Here is a 21,659-nt window from a genome sequence, read left to right as displayed (position 1 = left end):
TTTTTGGTTGATGTTGTTAAGCCAATGCTTCGATTAGTGCTTGATGTAGCTCAGTTGGGCTCGCAAAATGCGCGTGCGCAGGCCATTGCAACGGCTTGTCGTTCACGCCCAGATAACCCCATAGGGCCACGCCGCCTAACATGCCAGCAGCCTCGGCCGCGAGCAGATCTCGCTCGGCATCCCCAAGATACAAAATGTGCTCTGGAGCACAGTTCAGCTGTTGTGCGCCTAACAGCATTGGTGCAGTGTGGGGTTTTGGGTGTTTTGTAGAATCGCCGCTGATGATAACGGGCATACGCAAGTGTAAATTCAGTTTTCGCAATAAGGGACGGGTAAAGCGGGCAGGCTTGTTGGTGATCACCCCAAACGGCAGCTGAGTTAACTCGAGCCAATCGAGTAATGATGCTATGCCTGTGAATAGCGCACAGTGATCGCCATTTATACGCTGATAGTGGGCGAGCAGTCCTTGCTGTACTTGAGATCGAAGATCTTCTGCCGCATCAGGGATCGCGGCATCGACTAAGGCAAAACTGCCGTGGGATGCGGCGTAGCGCATGGCCGCTAACGGCTGCGCGGCGATGCCGACGTCTTGAAGACTTAAATTGAGGGCCTGCACCAGATCCGGCGCGGTATCGGCTAAGGTGCCATCGAGATCGAACAGTACGCCTTTGATCTGTGCCAGACTCATATTAATCAACCTTACGCGTCGCTATCATGTAATTCACATCAACTTTAGGCGTGTACTTAAAAATGCCCGTCAATGGGTTGTAGCTTATCCCTAAGGCATCGGTACAGATAAGATCGGTATTATCTACTAGCTCAATCAGCTCCGAAGGCTTAATGAATTTTTTATGCTCGTGGGTGCCAACTGGCAGCATTTTTAGCAAATATTCCGCACCTAAAATGGTGTGCACGTAGGATTTAATGTTGCGGTTGATGGTGGAGAAAAACACATGACCACCGGGTTTGACCATGTCACAGCATGCTTTAATCACAGATTGTGGATCGGGTACATGTTCGAGCATTTCCATGCAGGTCACCACATCGTAATAGGCTTGATGATCTTGGCTGTGGGCCTCGGCAGTATTTTTTACATAATTAATGCTCACGCCCGTTTCGAGGGCATGTAGGCGCGCGACTTCTAAGGGCTCATCACCCATATCTAAGCCATCAACCTCGGCGCCGATGCGGGCCATGCTTTCAGACAAAATGCCGCCACCACAGCCGACATCGAGCACTTTCTTGCCGAAAATACCGCCAGCGGTTTGATCGATATAGTTTAAGCGCAGCGGGTTTAATAGATGCAGCGGCTTAAATTCGCCGTTGAGATCCCACCAAGTTTCGGCCATACGTTCAAACTTTGCGATTTCCTGTGGGTCTACATTGGTATTCTGATGCATGCTATTACCTGAAGAAGCTGTATTGTGCGGCTATTATAACGACTATGTTTGATAAACAAAGTGCTCGACTGAGCTAAGCCCTTGTGGTTGAGTGAATTTTCAGCAGTTATCTGCTTTTATGTTAATTGTTGTGCTCCGTATCGACCTTTTACTTTATCCCTTTGACGATTTTTCCTCATCGTAAGCCGTGAATTTCAACGCTTGTTTATCGCACAAACGACCAAATTGACAGTGTTTTCATCTATTAAGCCACCATACTCTCAATTCGATAATGATAGGTCTGGCGACATTAAATAACTGTGTTAGAATGCCAAATCACGTTTTTGGGCTAGGCAATGATACGGATTATACGTTGTCGGCTATTTTTCAGGGGAACGAGCAGTTTATGACTGATCTGGCATCATCTATTTCGCCAATTAATATCGAAGACGAACTAAAGAATTCGTACCTTGATTACGCCATGAGCGTTATCGTGGGACGTGCATTACCAGACGTGCGCGACGGCTTAAAGCCGGTTCATCGCCGCGTTCTGTTTGCCATGAGTGAATTGAAGAACGATTGGAACAAGCCTTACAAAAAATCTGCCCGTGTGGTTGGTGACGTCATCGGTAAATATCACCCCCATGGTGATTCTGCTGTTTATGACACTATCGTCCGTATGGCCCAGCCATTCTCACTGCGTTACACCTTAGTAGACGGCCAAGGTAACTTCGGTTCGGTCGACGGTGACTCAGCGGCGGCAATGCGTTATACCGAAATCCGTATGGATAAGTTAGCGCACCAATTACTGGCCGATCTTGAAAAAGAGACAGTGGATTTCGTCCCTAACTACGACGGCACAGAACAGATCCCAGCTGTATTACCTACACGCGTACCTAACCTGTTAATTAACGGTTCATCGGGTATTGCAGTGGGTATGGCAACCAACATCCCACCCCACAACTTAACTGAAGTGGTGAAAGGCTGTTTGGCACTGATTGAAGAACCCTCACTGTCGATTGAACAGTTGATGGAATACATTCCTGGTCCGGATTTCCCCACTGCAGCGATTATCAATGGCCGTAAAGGCATTATTGATGCCTATAAAACTGGCCGTGGCCGCGCGATCATGCGTGCTCTGGCTGAAGTGGAAACCGAAGATAATGGCCGTGAGCGCATTATCGTCACTGAAATCCCGTATCAGGTGAACAAAGCCCGTTTAATCGAGAAGATTGCCGAGCTGGTTAAAGATAAAAAGCTTGAAGGGATCAGTGGTCTACGCGACGAGTCTGATAAAGACGGTATGCGTATCGTTATCGAAATTAAGCGCGGTGAAGTGGGCGAGGTTGTACTCAATAACCTTTATGCTCAAACGCAAATGCAGTGTTCTTTCGGGATTAACATGGTGGCCCTGACCAATGGTCAGCCTAAACTGTTTAACCTTAAAGAAATGCTCGAATGTTTTATTCTGCATCGCCGTGAAGTGGTGACGCGTCGTACCGTATTCGAACTGCGTAAAGCCCGTGAGCGTGCCCATATTTTGGAAGCGCTGGCGGTTGCACTGGCTAACATTGACCCGATTATTGCGCTGATCAAAGCCTCACCAACCCCTGCGGATGCCAAAGTGAAATTGGTTGAGCAAGGTTGGGAATTAGGCCACGTTCAAGGCATGCTGGAAAAAGCGGGCGATGACGCCGCGCGTCCAGAGTGGTTAGAGCCACAATACGGTATTCGCGACGGTCAATACTTCCTGACTGAGCAACAAGCTCAGGCCATTCTGGAACTGCGTTTACACCGTTTAACCGGTCTTGAGCACGATAAGATCATCGCCGAATACGAAGAACTGCTCGAATTTATCGCGGGTCTGCTGTTTATTCTGCGCAGTCCTGAGCGTTTGATGGAAGTGATCAAGGAAGAATTAGTTCAAATCCTTGAAGAATATGGTGATGCGCGCCGTACAGTGATCAATGCCAACGAAGTCGATATGAGTCTTGAAGACTTGATCAACGAAGAAGACGTTGTGGTAACACTGTCGCACTTAGGTTATGCCAAGTATCAACCGTTGACCGATTACCAAGCCCAGCGCCGTGGTGGTAAAGGTAAAGCCGCGACGAAAGTGAAAGACGAAGATTTCGTTGAAAAACTGTTAGTTGCCAATACCCATGACACCATTTTGTGCTTCTCTGACTTTGGTAAGATGTACTGGCTCAAAGTGTATCAATTGCCATTAGCGAGCCGTACGGCCCGTGGTCGTCCAATTGTTAACTTGCTGCCGTTATCCGATGGCGAGCGCATTACTGCGATTCTGCCAGTACGTGAATACGCGGCTGACAAGTACATCATCATGGCCACCTCACACGGTACTGTGAAGAAAACCGCACTAACTGCTTATAGCAATCCACGTGCAAACGGCATTATCGCCGTTAACCTCAAAGACGGTGACCAACTGATCGGTGTCGATATCACTAACGGTGATGACGAAATCATGTTGTTCTCGAACGAAGGTAAAGTGGTTCGCTTTGGTGAGAAAGTTCGTGATTCTGAAACAGGCGAAGTGAAAACCGATCCTGAAACCGGTGAAGAAGTCTTGTCCTTACGTCCTATGGGCCGTACTGCAACAGGCGTTCGTGGTATCCGTTTAGAAGAAGGTCAGAAAGTCGTGTCGCTTATTGTACCCAAAGGCGATGGCGCGATTCTGACTGTGACTGAAAACGGTTACGGTAAACGGACTCAACTGTCTGAATATCCTGCGAAGAGCCGTGCGACTAAAGGTGTGGTTTCAATCAAGGTGAGCGAACGTAACGGCGCTGTTGTTGGGGCTGTTCAAGTCGGTCTTAACGACGAACTGATGCTCATCAGTGATAAAGGTACCTTAGTGCGTACACCTGCGAGCGGCGTGTCTATCATTGGCCGTAACACTCAAGGTGTAACGATTATCCGTACTGCGGGCGACGAGAAAGTGGTCGGCCTACAACGTATCGACGAAATCCAAACTGAAGAAGATGAAGTCGAACTGGATGAAAACGGTTTACCGATTGTTCCTGTCATTGTCGAAGGCGAATTAGCTGACGAGGCTCTTGAAGAAGCGCTGGACGAAGATGAAGACGAACTTGCTGATGATGAGCAAGACGAAGAGTAATTCAGTGTCATATTAACGAGCGTCCAATTGGACGCTCGTTTTTTTAATGGCATTGATGTTGATAGCATTGTTCGTTTTAGAATGGTTTCGTATTTATCAATACCTACATCATGGTTGGGATTAAGGAGAGTGTCAGTGAGCGCGATTTATAATTTCTGTGCTGGACCTGCAATGTTACCCGCAGCGGTAATGAAAAAAGCACAACAGGAATTACTTGATTGGAATGGCCAAGGCGTTTCCGTGATGGAAATCAGCCACCGAAGTAAAGAGTTCATCGCGCTTACACAACAAGCCGAGTCCGATTTACGTGAACTGATGCAGATCCCCACAAATTACCATGTGCTATTTATGCACGGCGGTGGTCGTGGACAGTTCTCCGCTGTTGTGAATAATTTTTTAGGTAATCATGGCCGAGCCCTGTATTTAGTCAGTGGTCAATGGTCATCTGCCGCGTTAGCCGAAGCACAAAAGCTCGTGGGTGAAGCGCAGATTGATAGCTTGAATATTGTTGAAAAACACAATGAACTCAATGCGGTTGTCTTACCTGATTTACATAAAATCGATGCCGATTATCGCTATGTTCACTATTGCCCTAATGAGACAGTAGATGGTATCGAAATTTTTGATGAATTAGACTCACCTTGGCCAATTGTTGCCGATTTATCGTCAACCATTATGTCACGTGAAATCGACGTCAGCCGCTACGGTTTGATTTACGCTGGCGCACAAAAGAACATAGGTCCATCGGGTCTGTCGATAGTGATAGTGCGCGATGACATGTTAAAACTGCCGAGTTTACCGCAGTCGTCCATCATGGACTATCGTTTAGCCGTTGAGCATGACTCTATGTTCAACACACCGCCAACCTTTGCTTGGTATCTCGCCGCTGAAGTCTTTGCTTGGCTTAAGTCCATTGGCGGCATTGCGAGTATTGCAAAAATTAATCAACAAAAAGCGCAGATGTTATATCAATGCATTGATGGTAATGCTTTCTACCGTAATGGGGTTGTTGCAGCGAACCGCTCACAAATGAACGTGACTTTTCAATTAGTCAACGAAGCGCTCGATAGTGAGTTCCTAAAGCAAGCCCAAATAGCTGGACTCGTTGCCTTAAAGGGCCATCGTATCGTAGGTGGTATGCGTGCTAGCCTCTATAATGCAATGCCACTCGATGGCGTAGTTGCTTTGGTCAAGTTTATGAATGAGTTTGCAAACAAACATAGCTAGGCTTAGCTGTATTGAGTCACTCATTAGCTTGCGACGCTTAGCGTCTAGGCTTTGCTGCCTGAACATCAACGTTATGCTTATTGAATGTTGATCATCAGTTAGCCATCCCAAAAGCGAATGCTCAAATGCATTCGCTTTTTTGTTAGCTTTAATTTATCGACAATGGCGTTAAGCAAGATGACGTTGAGACCAGATGCCTTCAAGAACACTCGCGGTGAGAAAGCCTGTGAGCTGACGCGCATTACTGAATAAGATGCTGGGTTAGTTGTATGTTATTGTTTATCATAATTAAAAGAACGTATTTCTGGATGCGTATACACGATAAATCAATAGGATGTCACCGATGGATTTGGCCAAGCTTTCGCGGATTAGTATGAAGCATTTGATCACTTTGCATGTGATGCTCGATACCCTGAGTGTAACCGCCAGCGCCGAACGTTTATGTTTAAGTCCCTCATCCGTCAGTAAAACCTTAAGCCAGCTCAGGGACAGCTTGAACGATGAACTGTTCTATCGTAACGGCAACTCACTGGTAGCAACCCCATTGGCAAGACGATTAGGGCCAAGTGTGCAGCAGATGATCAATGATATGAATCAGATCATGAGTCAGGATGCGTTTAACCCTGCACATTTTGAGGGGCGTATCTCGCTTGCGATGCGCGAAAGCACCTTTGAACTGCTGGCCGCCAAGCTCAGCGCCCATATTCTGAGCTTGGCTCCTAATATCCGCCTCGATATTTACAGCAAAGACAATATTGGTTTTGATGGATTGCTTAAAGGTACATTAGATTTTGTGCTGTTACCCCACGATCTGAGTCAACCTAATCCTCTTCAAGACGATCTGGTGTGGGAAACCTTGTTTAGCGATGAAATGGTCTGCCTGATGAATTCATCCCATCCCTTGGCTAAACAGCCGCATATCAGCTTCGATGATTACCTGAGTTTTAGCCATATTGGCATTACAGACACAGATTTGAGCACGCCTTTTTTTGATATTTTGCTCGCCCAGCAATCTAAAAAACGTGCCGTTCCCATTTCGGTCCCAGACTTTGGCAGTGCGGCGTTAATGTGCCATCACAGTGAGTTGCTCTTTACCTGCTCGCGCCGCTGGGCATCCATCGCCAGCCAAGCTCAAGGCTTAACGATTAAATCTTTGCCTATAGAATATGGTAAAGTGGCTTATAGCCTAGTTTGGCATAGTCAAAGCATGAAAGATCCCGCACTGCGCTGGCTTTATGAGCAAATTTTGCTTTGCAGTCGTTAAAGGTATATAGAAGGTAACACGAGATTGGTTACGCCTCGCTTTGCAAGGGTTGCGGCTAAGCGTTCAATATCGGCTTGTTTACAGCTTGGCCAATTGAGAGCTTCATCGACAACACCATGATGGTGAAAGGCATTTAACTTAACTCGCGTATCTGGGCCTAGCAGAAGTAAATAGGTCGCTAGTGCGTCTATTTCTTCCTCATAATCCGTGATGCTCGGAATGTGCAGCAATCTCACCTCATACAGTTTTTGCTGTTTAGCCAATAACTGGATTGATTTGAACACGGCATGGTTATCACGACCGGTAATATACCTATGGGTATCTTGCTGCCACGCTTTAAGATCCACCATAGCGCCATCTAAAAACGGCAGCAGTTTATGCCATCCCGTTAGACTTAAACTGCCATTGGTGTCGAGCATGCAAGTTAAGTGTGATAACGACTCTGTCGCCTTAATTCCTTTAAACAACGCAAGAATAAATGGCAGTTGCAGACTCGCTTCGCCGCCGCTAACCGTAATACCATTAATAAAGTGACGCTGACTATGGAGAATCGTCAGTATCTCCTCAACGGTGTAACGACTGACCTTAGGGCTCGCTTGTTTCGGGCATACGGCAAGACAAGTATCGCATTGGCTACAACGCTCATTATCCCAGTGAATGCGAGGCTTATCATTGAGGTTTATTAATGTCAGCGCATTGTCAGGGCAGGTGGCGACACAATCGCCACAGGCATCGCATAAACCTATGGTATGTGGGTTATGGCAGTTTTTGCATTGATAGTTGCAGCCCTGCAAGAATAACACGAGCCTGCTGCCAGGCCCGTCGACGCATGAAAAGGGCAATAGCTGACTGACAATAGCGTGTCTATTTAAAGACACAAGGGGAGTGTTCATGGGCGATAACTCGTGCTTGTCGTTGCAATATTCCCGTATTAACCGTAGCTTCTGCGGCTAAGCCTGTGGTATTGAGACGCGAGCCGCACTGTTTAAACGCTTCAATATCTGAGCGTTTTACCATATAGCCAGTCACGCGCATTAAATCGTTAGAGGCGACATTGGCGGTAAACTCCCTAAAACCTAACTCAAGCGCGGCTTTACACAGTTGGAACATGGCTTGAGGATTGGATTTCACGGTTTCATCGATAGTCAAAATATCGCTAATCCCCGCCGTATAATACTGATGATGCTGCGCTAAGGCTTGAATATGGGCGATGGGATTCGGTTCAGTGCCATAGGGGATGCGGACACCGGGAGTCACATCGTTGTCGATACTGATACCGCCCTGTGAATGCAGTAGTGCCCGCTCATGGTAACCATGGGCGACGGGTGTGGATTTCACTATGGCATCGAGCGTGGCAGAAATACGGTAGCCAAGTTGATTTGCGTCTGTCTGATGACCATAGCCAGTGTGTTGATCTCGTTGAGATAACTTCGTTACATCAGTAGCCGTGAATGTCCGCAGAATATTCACGGCTTCTGCCATGCCGTAAATACCAAACATGGGTGCAAAGCGCGATTCATCAATCAATTGCTCTTTAACTAAAAAGCTGTCAAAGAAGTGTGATTCTTGATGCAAAAATGCCGAGCGTGCTTCAATGAGCTCGAAGGTGAGTGAGCAGTAATTTGGCAATACAGTATCAAAAAAATCGTTTATAGAATTGGCCTTTAACGCCACTTCTTTAAGATTAAGTCGAACTAAGGTATTGGCGCCGCCCGCTAACGGCAACGCGTTGTAGCAACTGACAATACCAAAACCGCGCTCATCAAATGCACTGGCATGCAGAGGGTAATTCGCGATATGTGGCTTACTGCACTGACAAATATTGGTGGTCGCAAGCAACAACAATTCATCCGGTGTGACGGCGGGGTCGTACATAAAAGTCAAATTGGGTGCAACTTGTTTTAACTCGGCATCAATGCGCAGTAGGGTGCGGCAAACGATGTTATCTGTAGGGCCAATATTCACATGCATAAAGGCATCGGGCAGGGTTCTATCGAGCATGATCCAGAACAGTTTTAATTTACGATAAAGGACTTCCGCATCTATTCCTTCAACGAAAGGCATCAAAATGTCATCCAGCTGACCTAAATACACGGGGATATTGGTCACCGATGGCACGTGATGATACAGAATCGTTAAGGCATTGATGGCTTCGTCCAAGTTTTTTGCCGCAGATAACTCTAAGTATTCAGAGCCTTGTTGAAGGTAGCGGGCATAATCTGGCAACACATAGCGTGGTTTAAACGGCGCATGGCCTTCAAACATGTCGCAAATAATACCGTCATTCATCGCCGCTTTTACCTCGGGCGATATCGACATATAGGGCAAACTGGCTTCCGCTTCTAATGCTAAATAGTTGGATTTTTGTTTGGGTGAAAGCTGCGGGTTGGTGACGATTTGCACTAATTTATCTTGTAATAACATGGCTGAACATCCACAAGTTCTATGATGACCACTAATCTACTCAGTGGCGTTGGCTTTAAAAAGTGAAAATAGCCGCAGTCCTGATTAATGAAATGGAAATCCGCCGACTGAGGTCACAATTTGTGGCTTATTGCGATAAAGCCGCGATGTCAAAATCGCTAGAATGTGGTTTTACGATTAAAAATAAATGCTTGAACAGTGAGACGTGGCCTTGCTTGTCATATTGGGGATATGAAATAGAGGATAATAAACTGCCAAAACTTATCGGGTGGGATGATTAAAAAATTTAACACTTGAGGCGGTAAATGAACTCTGCTGTATTCCTTTATTGCGGGAATACAGCAGAGTGAGCGGTTCAGATAAACTCAGCGGCTTAAAGCACTTTAGCAATCGATTGGGCTAAGTAATCAACGTTATCTTCACTGATCCCAGCAATACTGATGCGGCTTGAACCTACCATATAGATGCTGAATTCTTTTTGTAGGCGCGCCACTTGCTCTGGAGCCACCCCAAGGAAAGAGAACATACCTTTTTGGCGGGCGATAAAGCTAAAGTCACGGTTTACGCCATTGGCTTTAAGTTTATCCACTAAGATGGCGCGGTTGCCGTTGATGCGATCGCGCATCACTTTCAGCTCATCAAGCCATTCTTGGGTTAATTCTTTTGATCCTAAAATCGTCTCAACAATCGCCGCGCCATGGGCAGGTGGCATAGAGTAAAGGCAGCGAACCACATAAAGTAGTACAGATTGCGCGACATTGGCGGTATTGGCATCTTTGGCAATCACAGAACACGAACCGATACGCTCACGGTACAAACCGAAGTTTTTCGAGCATGAGCTGCACAGGATCATATTATCGACCGCTGCCGCCATATGACGCACACCGTAGGCATCAATATCAACGCCATCACCAAAGCCTTGGTAGGCCATGTCAATCAGTGGCGTAAAGCCTTGATCTTTTGTCAGGGCAATCACTTTATCCCATTGCTCTGTGGTTAAATCCATTCCGCTTGGGTTATGGCAACAGGCGTGGAATAACACCACATCATCAGGATTTACTTGCGATAATGCGGCAAGCATCTCATCAAATTTCAATGATTTGCTATCGTAGTCATAGTAAGGATAGGTTTTAACAGTAATACCAGCTGCTTCGAATAAACCGATATGGTTTGCCCAAGTTGGATCGCTTACCCATAACACGGCATTCGGGTTGCAGCGTTTGATAAAGTCACCCGCCACGCGCAGCGCGCCTGTACCACCGGGTGTTGAAACGGTGCGGATACGGTTAGCGATAATGGCACTGTGGCCAGCACCAAAGGCTAATTCCGTCATCAAGGTGTTGAATTGTGGTGAGCCTGTTGGGCCGATATACACTTTGGTGGTCTCGGTATCGAGACGGAATTTTTCCGCTTTTTTCACGCAGCTTAGAATAGGGGTAACGCCGGTAGGATCTTTATAAACGCCAACACCTAAATCCACTTTTTGTGGGTGAGAGTCTTCGCGGTACTGAGTTAACAAGCCAAGGATGGGGTCCGCTGGCATTGCGATGAGTGTGTTAAACATAGCTCCATCTACCTTTCTGGTTATAGTGCAAACGTGATTGTTCGTATCAGATATGCGTTATTTATCGTTTGGAGGGTAGAATAGCGCGGAAAGGTAAAGTAATTAAAGTGAAAACTGTGATTACACGCCAGTTATCTTGGCAAAAAAGCCTGCCAAAAATACGGTTAAATCATAAATTAACCGCTTAAATTTTGCGTTTTTGTTATTTTTACACTGTTCTCAGCAAATAATCTGACCAAAATGCCATTTTTCTCGAAAAAACGGTTGAATCCTTAGCGACAATCGGTAATTTTATAACGACGAAGCACCAACAAGGCCCCAATCTCCTTTTATTTGTAATCTTAACTTGACGCGCTGTAGCGTGAAGTTGCCATTTTGCGTATTCAGTCCGCGTGATCGTGATGATGACGCCCTATAGAGAAAGAAGATTTATTCATGAAGCAATTACGTCTTGAACCTGTTGTGCAAGTCCGCGGTGAAATCAATATTCCGGGCTCAAAAAGTATTTCAAATCGAGCCTTATTATTGGCCACCTTAGCCCAAGGTACGACCACGCTCACCAATCTGCTCGACTCAGATGATATCCGCCACATGTTGGCCTCCCTCAAGCAGTTAGGGGTGAACTACCGTTTATCGCAAAACAATACTGTGTGTGAACTCGATGGTTTAGGTGGTGTGATTTCCTCAGCATCCGCACAGGAATTGTTTTTAGGCAATGCGGGTACCGCAATGCGCCCCTTATGCGCCGCCTTAACCTTGGGCCAAGGTGAATTTACCCTCACGGGCGAACCACGTATGGAAGAGCGTCCGATTGGCGATTTAGTTGATGCCTTAAGGCAACTCGGTGCCAATATTGTTTATCTTAAAAATGACGGTTTCCCGCCACTGACGATTAATGCCACTGGCCTTAATGGCGGTGATGTTGAAATTGCAGGCGATTTATCGAGCCAGTTTTTAACGGCTTTGTTGATGGTGGCGCCGCTTGCTAAGGGCAGCGTCAATATCCATGTCAAAGGTGAGTTAGTCTCTAAGCCTTATATCGATATTACTATCGCTTTGATGGCGCAGTTCGGCGTTAACGTCATTAACCATGACTACGCGCGTTTTGAGATTGTTGCAGGCCAGCGTTATATATCACCAGGTAAAGTACTGGTAGAAGGCGATGCGTCATCGGCATCATATTTCCTCGCGGCTGGGGCGATTAAGGGCGGCGAAGTCAAAGTCACGGGTGTGGGTCGTTTGAGTATCCAAGGCGATGTAAAATTTGCCGATGTGCTCGAAAAAATGGGCGCAGATATCGAGTGGGGCGATGACTATATTATTGCCCGCGGCTCCCAATTAACGGCCGTCGACTTAGATATGAACCATATTCCCGATGCGGCCATGACCATTGCAACGGCCGCATTATTTGCTAAAGGCACGACGGTTATTCGCAATATCTATAACTGGCGTATTAAAGAAACCGACCGGTTAGCGGCTATGGCAACTGAACTGCGAAAAGTGGGCGCCGAGGTTGAAGAGGGCAATGACTACATTAAAATCACCCCGCCAGCCGTGATTAACACCGCTGAAATTGATACCTACAATGATCACCGCATGGCCATGTGCTTTTCTATGCTGGCATTTGCCGATTGCGGTATCACCATCAATGATCCTGACTGTACTTCTAAAACATTCCCTGACTACTTTAAGCAGTTTGCGAGCCTGCAAGGCTAAGTCTGTTTGTTTCGTCATTGTTACAACCATCGATGTCAAGAATTGTAAGCCGTATTTGTGCGGCTTCTATTCTTCATAAAAAATCCACGGATTTTGTTTGTCTTTTGTTGTACAATGCGGCGCGCTCATTTTCGGGGGCTCACTTGATGAACTCACGGATGATGGTTATTTTTTGCGGAGGAATGTATGTCTGAACGGGCTCCTGTAGTCACAATCGACGGCCCAAGTGGTGCTGGCAAAGGTACAATTAGTCAATTATTGGCTCAGCATCTAGGTTGGCAACTACTTGATAGTGGTGCCATTTACCGAGTTCTTGCGCTTGCAGCAATTCATCATAACGTTGAACTGGAAAATGAAGAGTCTATCACGTTGTTAGCGGCACATCTGGATGTGAAGTTTCTAACAGGCAATGATAAAGATCCGGTTCAAGTGATATTGGAAGGTGAAGACGTCACCAACGACATTCGCACCCAAGAGTGCTCGAATGCCGCTTCAAAAGTCGCTGCCTTTCCACGGGTGAGAGAAGCCTTATTACGTCGCCAACGGGCCTTTAAAACGGCGCCAGGATTAATTGCCGATGGTCGTGACATGGGAACAGTGGTTTTCCCAAGTGCGCCGGCAAAATTATATTTAACCGCCTCAGCTGAAGAGCGTGCCCAAAGACGCTATAATCAGTTGCAGGACAAGGGCTTCGATGTTAATATCGAGCGCCTTTTAAGTGAAATTATCGAACGTGATGACCGCGATATGAATCGTCCGGTGGCTCCTTTAGTCCCCGCCGATGACGCGCTCATTATCGATACTAGCGGTAAGGGTATTGATGAAGTGCTAGCGCTTGCGCTTAACTTTATCAACCAAAAATTATCCGGCACTAACTAAGTTAGTCCACCGGATAGGTATTCGTATTAAGGATGATACGGATAATTTGACTGACTCCACGTCTAGGACGGACAGTGGTTTAATAAAGAAAGTAACCTAAACATGACTGAATCTTTTGCTGATCTATTTGAACAATCCCTTCAAACTCTGGAATTCCGTCCAGGCTCTATCGTTCGTGGTACTGTTGTATCAATCAAAAACGGTATGGTACTGGTTGACGCGGGTCTGAAGTCTGAAAGCCCAATCCCAGCTGAACAATTCAAAAATGCTCAAGGCGTTTTAGAAATTCAAGTTGGCGATGAAGTTGACGTAGCTCTTGACTCTGTTGAAGACGGCTTCGGTGAGACTCAACTGTCTCGCGAAAAAGCGAAACGTCATGAAGCTTGGATCGTTCTGGAAAAAGCTTATGAAGATGCTGAAACTGTAATCGGTATCATCAATGGTAAAGTTAAAGGCGGTTTCACTGTTGAATTAAACGGTATCCGTGCCTTCTTACCAGGTTCTCTAGTTGACGTGCGCCCAGTTCGCGACACCGCTCACTTAGAGTACAAAGAATTAGAATTCAAAGTTATCAAGCTAGACCAGAAGCGTAACAACGTTGTTGTTTCTCGTCGTGCAGTTATCGAATCAGAAAGCAGCGCTGAGCGTGATGCACTGTTAGAAAACCTGCAAGAAGGTCAAGCAGTTAAGGGTATCGTTAAGAACCTGACTGACTACGGTGCATTCGTAGATTTAGGTGGTGTTGACGGTCTGCTACATATCACAGATATGGCGTGGAAACGTGTTAAACATCCATCAGAAATCGTCAATGTTGGCGATGAAATCAACGTTAAAGTACTGAAGTACGATCGTGAGCGCACTCGTGTGTCTCTAGGTCTGAAACAACTTGGCGAAGATCCATGGTTAGAAATCAGCAAACGCTACCCAGAAAACACACGTTTAACTGGTCGCGTTACTAACCTAACTGACTACGGTTGCTTCGTAGAAATCGAAGAAGGCGTTGAAGGTCTGGTTCACGTTTCTGAAATGGATTGGACTAACAAGAACATTCACCCATCTAAAGTGGTTAACTTAGGTGATGAAGTTGAAGTTCTGGTTCTGGACATCGATGAAGAGCGTCGTCGTATTTCTCTAGGTCTGAAACAATGTAAGACCAATCCATGGGATGACTTCGCAACTCGTTACAACAAAGGCGACAAGGTTTCTGGTAAGATCAAGTCAATCACTGACTTCGGTATCTTTATCGGTCTTGACGGCGGTATCGATGGTCTAGTTCACCTGTCTGACATTTCTTGGAACGGTACTGGCGAAGACGCAGTTTCTGAATACAAGAAAGGCGATGAAATCCATGCAGTGGTTCTATCTGTAGATCCAGAGCGTGAGCGCATCAGCTTAGGTGTTAAGCAAACTGAAGATGATCCATTCAACGCATACTTGGCTGACAAGAAGAAAGGTACTATCGTAAACGGTACTGTTTCTGCTGTTGATGCTAAAGGTGTGACTGTTGAACTGGCTGACACTGTTGAAGGTTACATCCGTGTAGCTGACATTTCACGTGAGCGTATCGAAGATGCATCTACTGTCTATAATGTAGGTGATGCAATCGAAGCTAAGTTCATGGGTGTTGACCGTAAGAACCGCTCTATCAGCCTGTCAATCAAAGCGAAAGACGAAGCTGAAGAGAAAGAAGTAATGGCGACTCTGAACAAACAAGATGACGCTGTTATTAGCAATGCAATGGCTGAAGCGTTTAAAGCAGCTCGTAAATAATCGCCTGTTGTTTGGGGAGACATCTCTCCCCATTAGGCGACTGTGTTTGGCTTGATAATAGGGGATAGCTAGGATGACGAAATCTGAACTTATCGAAAAACTCGCCACCAGGCAGTCGCAGCTGTCGGCGAAAGAGGTTGAAGGCGCAATCAAAGAAATGTTGGAGCAAATGGCAACAACATTAGAAAGCGGTGATCGTATTGAGATCCGTGGCTTTGGTAGTTTCTCGCTTCACTATCGTGCACCGCGGACTGGCCGTAATCCAAAGACTGGTTCATCAGTCGATTTGGAAGGTAAATACGTCCCGCACTTTAAGCCAGGCAAAGAACTGCGCGAGCGTGTTGACGCCGTTAATGTGTGATTGACCGCATAGTAAAAAGCCTCCGTTAGGAGGCTTTTTTGTATCTATTGCAAGGCAATGCTGGTCAGCTTAGTAAATTTCTTGGATAATCATTAAATTGAAACGCGTTTAGGGAGTGCAGCGTGAAATCATTTGTAGCAACTGTGCTTGTGGCACTGTTATTTATTCTGGCGTTGATTTTTGGCGCGCGCAACGAACAAGTGGTGACCATCAGCTATTTTGTCGCACAGGGTGAATATCGTTTACCTGTTGTCTTAGCGATTGTCTTTTTTGCTGGTTTTATTTTGAGTTGGTTATTTGCTAGCTACTATATTGTTCGCTTGAAATTAAGTTTAGCGGCAACTAAAAAGAAACTAAATCAAGTGATCGCTAAAATCCCTCAGGATGTAGACGCCTAATATGCTTGAGATCCTCTTTCTGTTGCTTCCCATTGCTGCCGCCTATGGCTGGTATATGGGGCGACGGAGCATAAGGCAGAATCAAAGTAATCAACGTAAACAATTGAGCCGGGATTATTTTACTGGCCTCAATTTCTTACTGTCGAACGAATCGGATAAAGCTGTCGATTTGTTTATCAGTATGCTAGATGTTGACGATGAAACCATCGATACCCATCTGTCACTCGGTTCGCTGTTCCGTAAGCGAGGAGAGGTCGACCGCTCTATTCGTATCCATCAAAATTTAATCGCGCGGCCTACATTAACCAATGAGCAGCGTGACATAGCTATGATGGAGCTGGGTAAAGATTATCTAGCAGCAGGTTTTTACGACAGAGCTGAAGAAATCTTTATCAACTTGGTCAGCCAAGACGATCACAGTGAAGAATCTGAAACACAGCTTATTGCTATTTATCAGGTGATTAAAGAGTGGCAGAAAGCCATTGATATCACTAAGCGTTTGAGTCGTAAGCGTCAGCAAGTTTTAAAGCCGTTAACGGCACATTTCTATTGCCAATTAGCCGATGAAGCCAGTGATGATGCGCAGAAAATTAAACTGCTACAGCAAGCGCTGAAGCAAGATCCCCAATGCGGTCGTGCATTATTGACCCTAGCGAAAAAATTCCTCGATATTCAAGATTATGCCCAGTGTAAGCAAATGCTGCTGCAACTGAAAAAAGCCGATATCGAGCTTTTTGCCGATGCGATTCCAACGGCCAAACAAGTTTATCGCGACACGCAAGATAAAGAAGGCTTCCAAGAGTTACTCGCAGGGGCCATGGCCGATGGTGCGGGTGCATCAGTGGTTGTCGCCTTAGCGCAGCACATGATAAGTCTTGATGAGATTAAAGCGGCAGAGACCATGGTGCTCGATGCGTTATATCGCCATCCGACCATGAAAGGTTTTCAGCACTTGATGCAAATGCATTTGCGTCAAGCCGAAGAAGGGCAAGCCAAGCAAAGTTTAACTATGCTAGAGCAGCTCGTTGAACAACAAATTAAATTCCGTCCGAGTTACCGTTGTAAGGAGTGTGGTTTTCCTTCCCATGCGCTTTACTGGCATTGTCCTTCCTGTAAAAACTGGGGCAGTATCAAGCGGATCCGAGGCTTAGACGGCGAGTAATCTATTAGAAGAATACACAGTTTGTGTAACCCCGTTGGAGAGATGATGACGACTAAACCTATCCTCGTAGCGCTTGATTACGATAATAAAAACCATGCTTTACAACTGATAGAAAAACTCGATCCCAACATGTGCCGCCTTAAAGTCGGCAAAGAAATGTTTACCTTGTTTGGCCCGCAACTGGTGAAAGATATCCATGATCGTGGTTTTGATTTATTCCTTGATTTGAAATTTCACGATATTCCCAATACTGTCGCCAAAGCCGTGGCCGCTGCTGCAGAGCTGGGCGTATGGATGACGAACGTACATGCCAGCGGTGGCTTAGCCATGATGGAAGCGGCTAAAAAAGCCTTACTGCCATACGGCGATAAAGCGCCTATGCTGATCGCGGTCACGGTATTAACCTCGATGAGTGATGACGATCTTAAATTACTCGGCCTCAATGTGCCTGCGTTTGAGCATGTGCAACGTTTGGCGAAGCTCACGCAGCAAGCGGGACTCGATGGCGTGGTGTGTTCCGCCCAAGAAGCGACAGCCTTGAAATCACTGTTAGGTCAGGATTTCAAGCTCGTGACGCCGGGGATCCGCCCAGTTGGCAGTGATGCTGGCGATCAACATCGGGTGATGACGCCACCTCAAGCGATAGCAGCGGGTTCTGATTACTTAGTTATTGGTCGCCCAATTACCAAAGCTGCCGATCCGTTAGCGGTATTGCAAGCGATTCACCAATCATTGGCATAGATGTTTCAATAGCCGTATAAATCGCCGTCTAAAGCGCGGTTTGAAAGCCGTTTGACTGTTGTTTAAATAAAAAAGCTTGAAATCGCTCGTTGGTATCCTTGAGATGATGGATAAAAATTGAAATAGTATGTTGAATGACAACATAAAATACTTAATCACACCCTGAGTGCATATCTCACTGTTCACGGAGAACGCCCATGTTTAATGCTACGATGTTTAACTATCAAGGTAAGAATGTTGTCGTTGTCGGAGGAACCAGTGGGATAAATCTCGCGATTGCCATTGCGTTCGCACAGGCTGGCGCAAATGTGGCCGTTGCGAGCCGCAGTCAAGATAAAATCGATGCCGCGGTATTGCAGTTACAACAGGCCAATCCTGACGGTATTCATTTGGGGGTGAGTTTTGATGTGCGCGATCTTAGCGCCCTTGAAGTCGGTTTTGATAAAATCGCTTCTGAGTTTGGTTTTATCGATGTGCTAGTCAGCGGCGCGGCGGGGAATTTCCCCGCCAGCGCCGCAAAACTTTCGGCTAATGGTTTTAAGTCGGTGATGAACATTGATTTGCTCGGCAGTTTTCAAGTGTTAAAACAGGCTTATCCTTTGCTGCGTCGCCCCAATGGCAATATTATCCAGATTTCGGCGCCGCAGGCTTCGATCGCTATGCCAATGCAAGTGCATGTGTGTGCGGCTAAAGCGGGTGTGGATATGCTGACGCGAACTTTAGCGTTAGAGTGGGGCTGTGAAGGGCTGAGAATTAATTCGATTATGCCTGGCCCAATCGCCAATACTGAAGGTTTTAATCGCCTTGCACCCAGCGCCGCATTACAGCAAAAGGTTGCCCAATCCGTTCCGCTAAAACGCAACGGCGCAGGTCAGGATATCGCCAATGCCGCGCTATTCTTAGGCTCTGAATTAGCTTCCTATATTACGGGAGTTGTGTTGCCGGTTGATGGCGGTTGGTCACTTGGCGGCGCCAGTATAGCGATGACAGAGCTTGGCGAACTGGCCGCAAAAATGTAGTTTGGTTTTAGATTATTGATATTCAAAATCGAGAACTTTGATTTTATAGAAATTAAGTAGGTAATGATCCATGGCTAATGCATTACAAGAGCAGCTACTCAAAGCAGGGCTTGCCAGTAAACAAAAGGTTCGCGACGTTAAGACTCAAAAACGCCGTGACAAAAAATCACGAGTTGATGATGGCTCAAGTGCTTTTAAGCAAGAAGTGGCCGAGCAAAAACGGTTGCAGGCGCAAAAAGATAAAGTGCTAAATGAGCAACGTTTTGCAGAGGCATCTGAGCGTGGACAGGTGCGCGGTTTAATCACAGAGTTCACTAAGTCTGCGATTAAGATCCCAGCTTATGCTGAAGTGAAATTTAACTATACTCTTGATAATAAAATTTATTCTTTATACATAGATGAAAAACTGCAGGCAGAATTGCTTAAAGGGCAGTTAGGCATAGTGCGTTACGAAGATAAGAGTTACTTAGTACCACATAAGTTAGCCGAGCGAGTTAAACTGCTGGTGCCGCAGTGGTGTGGTTATCTGTGGCAACAGGATGAATCTAAAGCTGTGGTCGTTGAAGATGATCCCTATGCAGATTACGCAATTCCTGATGATTTAATGTGGTAATTGCCACAAGCCTGTGAGCTAACGCTGCGACAATCCTGTGGTAAAGCTTATAAAATAGAGACCCTTAAGTTCAGGCTTAAGGGTTTTTTTATGGGTTGAATTTATACTTTGCTCACGTACCTCCATATTATTCACAGCTGTATTTGTAATGAGATTGTTTTCTACAGTGAACTGGTATAAATTAAAACAACTGTTTTAATCCTACGTTTAAGAGTCTACCAATGAATCCTTACCAAGCCCCGTTGACGGATATGCGTTTCCTACTGGAACAGGTATTTGATGCTCCAAACACTTGGGCACAATTGCCTGAGATTGCAGAAATGGTCGATATCGACACTGCTAATGCCATTTTGGAAGAAGCAGCCAAGATCAGCAGTGAGTTGATCCATCCGCTGAACCGGACGGGCGATGAGCAGGGCGTGTTGCATCAAGACAATCAAGTGATTACCCCTGATGGCTACAAAGCCGTTTATGAGCAGTATTCCCAGGGCGGTTGGATTGGTTTGTGTGGCGATCCTGAATTTGGTGGCATGGGGATGCCGAAGATGCTGGGGATCTTAGTCGACGAAATGGCTTACAGTGCTTGTAATGCGTTTACACTTTATGGCTCGTTAACCGCGGGGGCGGCTTTATGTATCAATGCCCACGGCAGCGAAGAATTGAAACAAGCTTATTTGCCTAAGTTATATTCCGGCGAATGGGCGGGTGCTATGGATATGACGGAGCCGCAAGCGGGTTCTGATCTGCGTAATATTCGCACTCGAGCTTTACCGCAGGATGATGGTAGTTATGCCATCACGGGCAGCAAGATTTTTATCACGGGTGGCGATCATGATTTAACTGAAAACGTCATCCACTTAGTGCTTGCTAAGCTACCGGATAGTAAAGGGATTTCACTCTTCCTGGTACCTAAAATATCGGTAAATACCGATGGCAGCTTAGCCAATGCCAATGGTGTATCAGTGGGGTCTATCGAGCATAAGATGGGCCTTAAAGGTTCTGCGACCTGTGTGATGAACTTTGAGAATGCCCAAGGCTTCTTGATTGGTGAGCCTAATCGTGGCCTCGTATGCATGTTCACTATGATGAACTACGAGCGTTTAGCGATTGGTATACAAGGGCTGGGCAGTGCTCAGGCGGCGTATCAGATGGCAGCCGATTATGCTAAAGAGCGTAATCAAGGCGTTGCCGCTGGCGGCTCACCGACGGGCAGTGATTCTGATCCCATTATTGTCCATGGCGATGTGCGCCGTATGTTGTTGACCATTCGTGCGATGACAGAAGCGGGCCGTGCTTTGTCTGTGTTTACTGGACAACAGCTGGATCTAGCAAAATATGCCCAAGATGAAGTTAAAGCCAAAGCGTCGCGTTATGTGGGTTTATTAACGCCAGTCGCTAAAGCCTTTTTAACCGATCGCGGTCTTGATGCGACGATCATGGCGCAGCAAGTCTTTGGTGGACATGGTTATATTCGTGAAACGGGTATTGAGCAATTAGTCCGTGATACCCGTATCGCACAGATTTATGAAGGCACCAATGGCATTCAAGCCATCGATTTCCTCGGCCGTAAAGTCACGGGCGATAATCTTGCTGCATTAAATGAATTTGTCGCTGACTTGAAAGCACAAATGCGTGCATTTACCCATGTTGATGCGGTGAAAGTGGCTGCCGTGTGTGCACGTTTAGATGCCTTGGTCATCGTTGCCGAGTCAGTTAATGATCGCAAAGTGGCTCAGCCTGCACTTATTAATGCGTGTGCGGTCGACTTTTTAGATGCCTTTGGTTACACCCTGTATGGTTTCTACTGGTTGGCTATGGTTGATAAGGTTGCGGATCATGAAGATAAAGCTTTCGCCGAGCAGAAAGTCTATTTAGCTAAGTTCTATTTTGATAAGTTATTGCCAAAAGCGGACTACCATATCGCCCAAGTCAGAGCTGGTGATGCGACGACTATGGCGATGCCTGCGGAGTTGTTTTAACAAGGCTTCGGTATATTCGTTAAG

At 46.2% G+C, this 21,659-nt stretch carries 17 protein-coding genes and 1 pseudogene; 13 read left to right on the top strand and 5 right to left on the bottom strand.

Annotation, left to right across the window (positions count from 1 at the left end):
- Positions 1-16: 16 nt before the first annotated feature.
- On the bottom strand, positions 17-688 hold the full coding sequence (locus KO531_RS07895; protein ID WP_219250837.1) for an HAD-IA family hydrolase: 672 nt from the start codon (positions 686-688) through the stop codon (positions 17-19).
- A gap of 1 nt (position 689) precedes the next feature.
- Positions 690-1,400, bottom strand: coding sequence for a bifunctional 2-polyprenyl-6-hydroxyphenol methylase/3-demethylubiquinol 3-O-methyltransferase UbiG (gene ubiG, locus KO531_RS07890; protein ID WP_219250836.1), 711 nt, complete (start codon positions 1,398-1,400; stop codon positions 690-692).
- A 385-nt stretch (positions 1,401-1,785) separates the two neighbouring features.
- Here ubiG and gyrA point away from each other — a divergent pair, with 385 nt between their 5' ends.
- From gyrA to KO531_RS07875, 3 genes are all read left to right on the top strand, one after another.
- A complete protein-coding gene (gene gyrA / locus KO531_RS07885) occupies positions 1,786-4,518 on the top strand; it encodes a DNA gyrase subunit A (RefSeq protein ID WP_219250835.1) in 2,733 nt (910 codons plus the stop codon).
- Between the two features lie 135 nt (positions 4,519-4,653).
- Positions 4,654-5,745: a 3-phosphoserine/phosphohydroxythreonine transaminase gene (gene serC / locus KO531_RS07880; RefSeq protein WP_219250834.1), complete on the top strand. Its 1,092-nt coding sequence runs from the start codon at positions 4,654-4,656 to the stop codon at positions 5,743-5,745.
- A gap of 343 nt (positions 5,746-6,088) precedes the next feature.
- Positions 6,089-7,009: a LysR family transcriptional regulator gene (locus KO531_RS07875; RefSeq protein ID WP_173496882.1), complete on the top strand. Its 921-nt coding sequence runs from the start codon at positions 6,089-6,091 to the stop codon at positions 7,007-7,009.
- Here the strand turns inward: KO531_RS07875 and KO531_RS07870 are convergent.
- The 3 genes from KO531_RS07870 to KO531_RS07860 all read right to left on the bottom strand — a co-directional run bounded on the left by KO531_RS07870 (position 7,006) and on the right by KO531_RS07860 (position 10,997).
- Positions 7,006-7,902 (bottom strand): YjjW family glycine radical enzyme activase, encoded by an 897-nt coding sequence (locus KO531_RS07870; protein ID WP_173244741.1) that lies wholly within the window; start codon positions 7,900-7,902, stop codon positions 7,006-7,008. The genes KO531_RS07875 and KO531_RS07870 overlap by 4 nt on opposite strands.
- Positions 7,874-9,433: a YjjI family glycine radical enzyme gene (locus KO531_RS07865; protein WP_219250833.1), complete on the bottom strand. Its 1,560-nt coding sequence runs from the start codon at positions 9,431-9,433 to the stop codon at positions 7,874-7,876. The genes KO531_RS07870 and KO531_RS07865 overlap by 29 nt, the downstream gene beginning before the upstream one ends.
- A gap of 373 nt (positions 9,434-9,806) precedes the next feature.
- Positions 9,807-10,997 (bottom strand): amino acid aminotransferase, encoded by a 1,191-nt coding sequence (locus KO531_RS07860; RefSeq protein WP_219250832.1) that lies wholly within the window; start codon positions 10,995-10,997, stop codon positions 9,807-9,809.
- Between the two features lie 435 nt (positions 10,998-11,432).
- Between KO531_RS07860 and aroA the strand changes: the two genes are divergently transcribed.
- The 10 genes and pseudogenes from aroA to KO531_RS07810 all read left to right on the top strand — a co-directional run bounded on the left by aroA (position 11,433) and on the right by KO531_RS07810 (position 21,635).
- On the top strand, positions 11,433-12,713 hold the full coding sequence (gene aroA / locus KO531_RS07855) for a 3-phosphoshikimate 1-carboxyvinyltransferase (protein WP_219250831.1): 1,281 nt from the start codon (positions 11,433-11,435) through the stop codon (positions 12,711-12,713).
- Between the two features lie 186 nt (positions 12,714-12,899).
- Entirely contained in the window at positions 12,900-13,592 is a 693-nt protein-coding gene (gene cmk / locus KO531_RS07850) for a (d)CMP kinase (RefSeq protein ID WP_028759874.1), read from the top strand.
- A 99-nt stretch (positions 13,593-13,691) separates the two neighbouring features.
- Positions 13,692-15,362, top strand: a pseudogene (gene rpsA, locus KO531_RS07845) (30S ribosomal protein S1); the annotation flags it as partial.
- A 73-nt stretch (positions 15,363-15,435) separates the two neighbouring features.
- The gene (ihfB, locus tag KO531_RS07840) at positions 15,436-15,723 is read left to right on the top strand and encodes an integration host factor subunit beta (protein ID WP_006081718.1); all 288 of its coding nucleotides are present in this window, start codon (positions 15,436-15,438) and stop codon (positions 15,721-15,723) included.
- Between the two features lie 122 nt (positions 15,724-15,845).
- On the top strand, positions 15,846-16,121 hold the full coding sequence (locus KO531_RS07835; RefSeq protein WP_028759876.1) for a lipopolysaccharide assembly protein LapA domain-containing protein: 276 nt from the start codon (positions 15,846-15,848) through the stop codon (positions 16,119-16,121).
- A gap of 1 nt (position 16,122) precedes the next feature.
- Positions 16,123-17,283, top strand: a complete 1,161-nt coding sequence (lapB, locus tag KO531_RS07830) for a lipopolysaccharide assembly protein LapB (RefSeq protein WP_113940394.1) — start codon at positions 16,123-16,125, stop codon at positions 17,281-17,283.
- Between the two features lie 45 nt (positions 17,284-17,328).
- On the top strand, positions 17,329-18,024 hold the full coding sequence (pyrF, locus tag KO531_RS07825) for an orotidine-5'-phosphate decarboxylase (RefSeq protein ID WP_219250830.1): 696 nt from the start codon (positions 17,329-17,331) through the stop codon (positions 18,022-18,024).
- Positions 18,025-18,221: 197 nt separating this feature from the next.
- Complete coding sequence (locus KO531_RS07820; protein ID WP_219250829.1) at positions 18,222-19,043, top strand: SDR family oxidoreductase; 822 nt, start codon at positions 18,222-18,224, stop codon at positions 19,041-19,043.
- A 70-nt stretch (positions 19,044-19,113) separates the two neighbouring features.
- Positions 19,114-19,656, top strand: a complete 543-nt coding sequence (locus KO531_RS07815) for a DUF2058 domain-containing protein (protein WP_006086757.1) — start codon at positions 19,114-19,116, stop codon at positions 19,654-19,656.
- Positions 19,657-19,877: 221 nt separating this feature from the next.
- Positions 19,878-21,635 carry an acyl-CoA dehydrogenase family protein gene (locus KO531_RS07810; protein ID WP_219250828.1) on the top strand — a complete coding sequence of 586 codons (1,758 nt, stop codon included), beginning with the start codon at positions 19,878-19,880 and terminating at the stop codon, positions 21,633-21,635.
- Positions 21,636-21,659: the final 24 nt, after the last annotated feature.

This window comes from Shewanella sp. NKUCC06_TVS (assembly GCF_019345515.1).
Lineage (GTDB): Bacteria > Pseudomonadota > Gammaproteobacteria > Enterobacterales > Shewanellaceae > Shewanella > Shewanella oncorhynchi.
The sequence above is the reverse complement of the archived record's forward strand: the minus strand, read 5'-3'. Positions and strand labels throughout refer to the sequence as shown.

What these genes read in the sequence shown, in the direction of transcription:
- KO531_RS07895 (WP_219250837.1), bottom strand. Translation starts at nt 688, where the DNA reads ATGAGTCTGGCACAGATCAAAGGCGTACTGTTCGATCTCGATGGCACC.
- ubiG (WP_219250836.1), bottom strand. Translation starts at nt 1,400, where the DNA reads ATGCATCAGAATACCAATGTAGACCCACAGGAAATCGCAAAGTTTGAA.
- gyrA (WP_219250835.1), top strand. Translation starts at nt 1,786, where the DNA reads ATGACTGATCTGGCATCATCTATTTCGCCAATTAATATCGAAGACGAA.
- KO531_RS07875 (WP_173496882.1), top strand. Translation starts at nt 6,089, where the DNA reads ATGGATTTGGCCAAGCTTTCGCGGATTAGTATGAAGCATTTGATCACT.
- KO531_RS07870 (WP_173244741.1), bottom strand. Translation starts at nt 7,902, where the DNA reads ATGAACACTCCCCTTGTGTCTTTAAATAGACACGCTATTGTCAGTCAG.
- KO531_RS07865 (WP_219250833.1), bottom strand. Translation starts at nt 9,433, where the DNA reads ATGTTATTACAAGATAAATTAGTGCAAATCGTCACCAACCCGCAGCTT.
- KO531_RS07860 (WP_219250832.1), bottom strand. Translation starts at nt 10,997, where the DNA reads ATGTTTAACACACTCATCGCAATGCCAGCGGACCCCATCCTTGGCTTG.
- aroA (WP_219250831.1), top strand. Translation starts at nt 11,433, where the DNA reads ATGAAGCAATTACGTCTTGAACCTGTTGTGCAAGTCCGCGGTGAAATC.
- cmk (WP_028759874.1), top strand. Translation starts at nt 12,900, where the DNA reads ATGTCTGAACGGGCTCCTGTAGTCACAATCGACGGCCCAAGTGGTGCT.
- ihfB (WP_006081718.1), top strand. Translation starts at nt 15,436, where the DNA reads ATGACGAAATCTGAACTTATCGAAAAACTCGCCACCAGGCAGTCGCAG.
- lapB (WP_113940394.1), top strand. Translation starts at nt 16,123, where the DNA reads ATGCTTGAGATCCTCTTTCTGTTGCTTCCCATTGCTGCCGCCTATGGC.
- pyrF (WP_219250830.1), top strand. Translation starts at nt 17,329, where the DNA reads ATGACGACTAAACCTATCCTCGTAGCGCTTGATTACGATAATAAAAAC.
- KO531_RS07820 (WP_219250829.1), top strand. Translation starts at nt 18,222, where the DNA reads ATGTTTAATGCTACGATGTTTAACTATCAAGGTAAGAATGTTGTCGTT.
- KO531_RS07815 (WP_006086757.1), top strand. Translation starts at nt 19,114, where the DNA reads ATGGCTAATGCATTACAAGAGCAGCTACTCAAAGCAGGGCTTGCCAGT.
- KO531_RS07810 (WP_219250828.1), top strand. Translation starts at nt 19,878, where the DNA reads ATGAATCCTTACCAAGCCCCGTTGACGGATATGCGTTTCCTACTGGAA.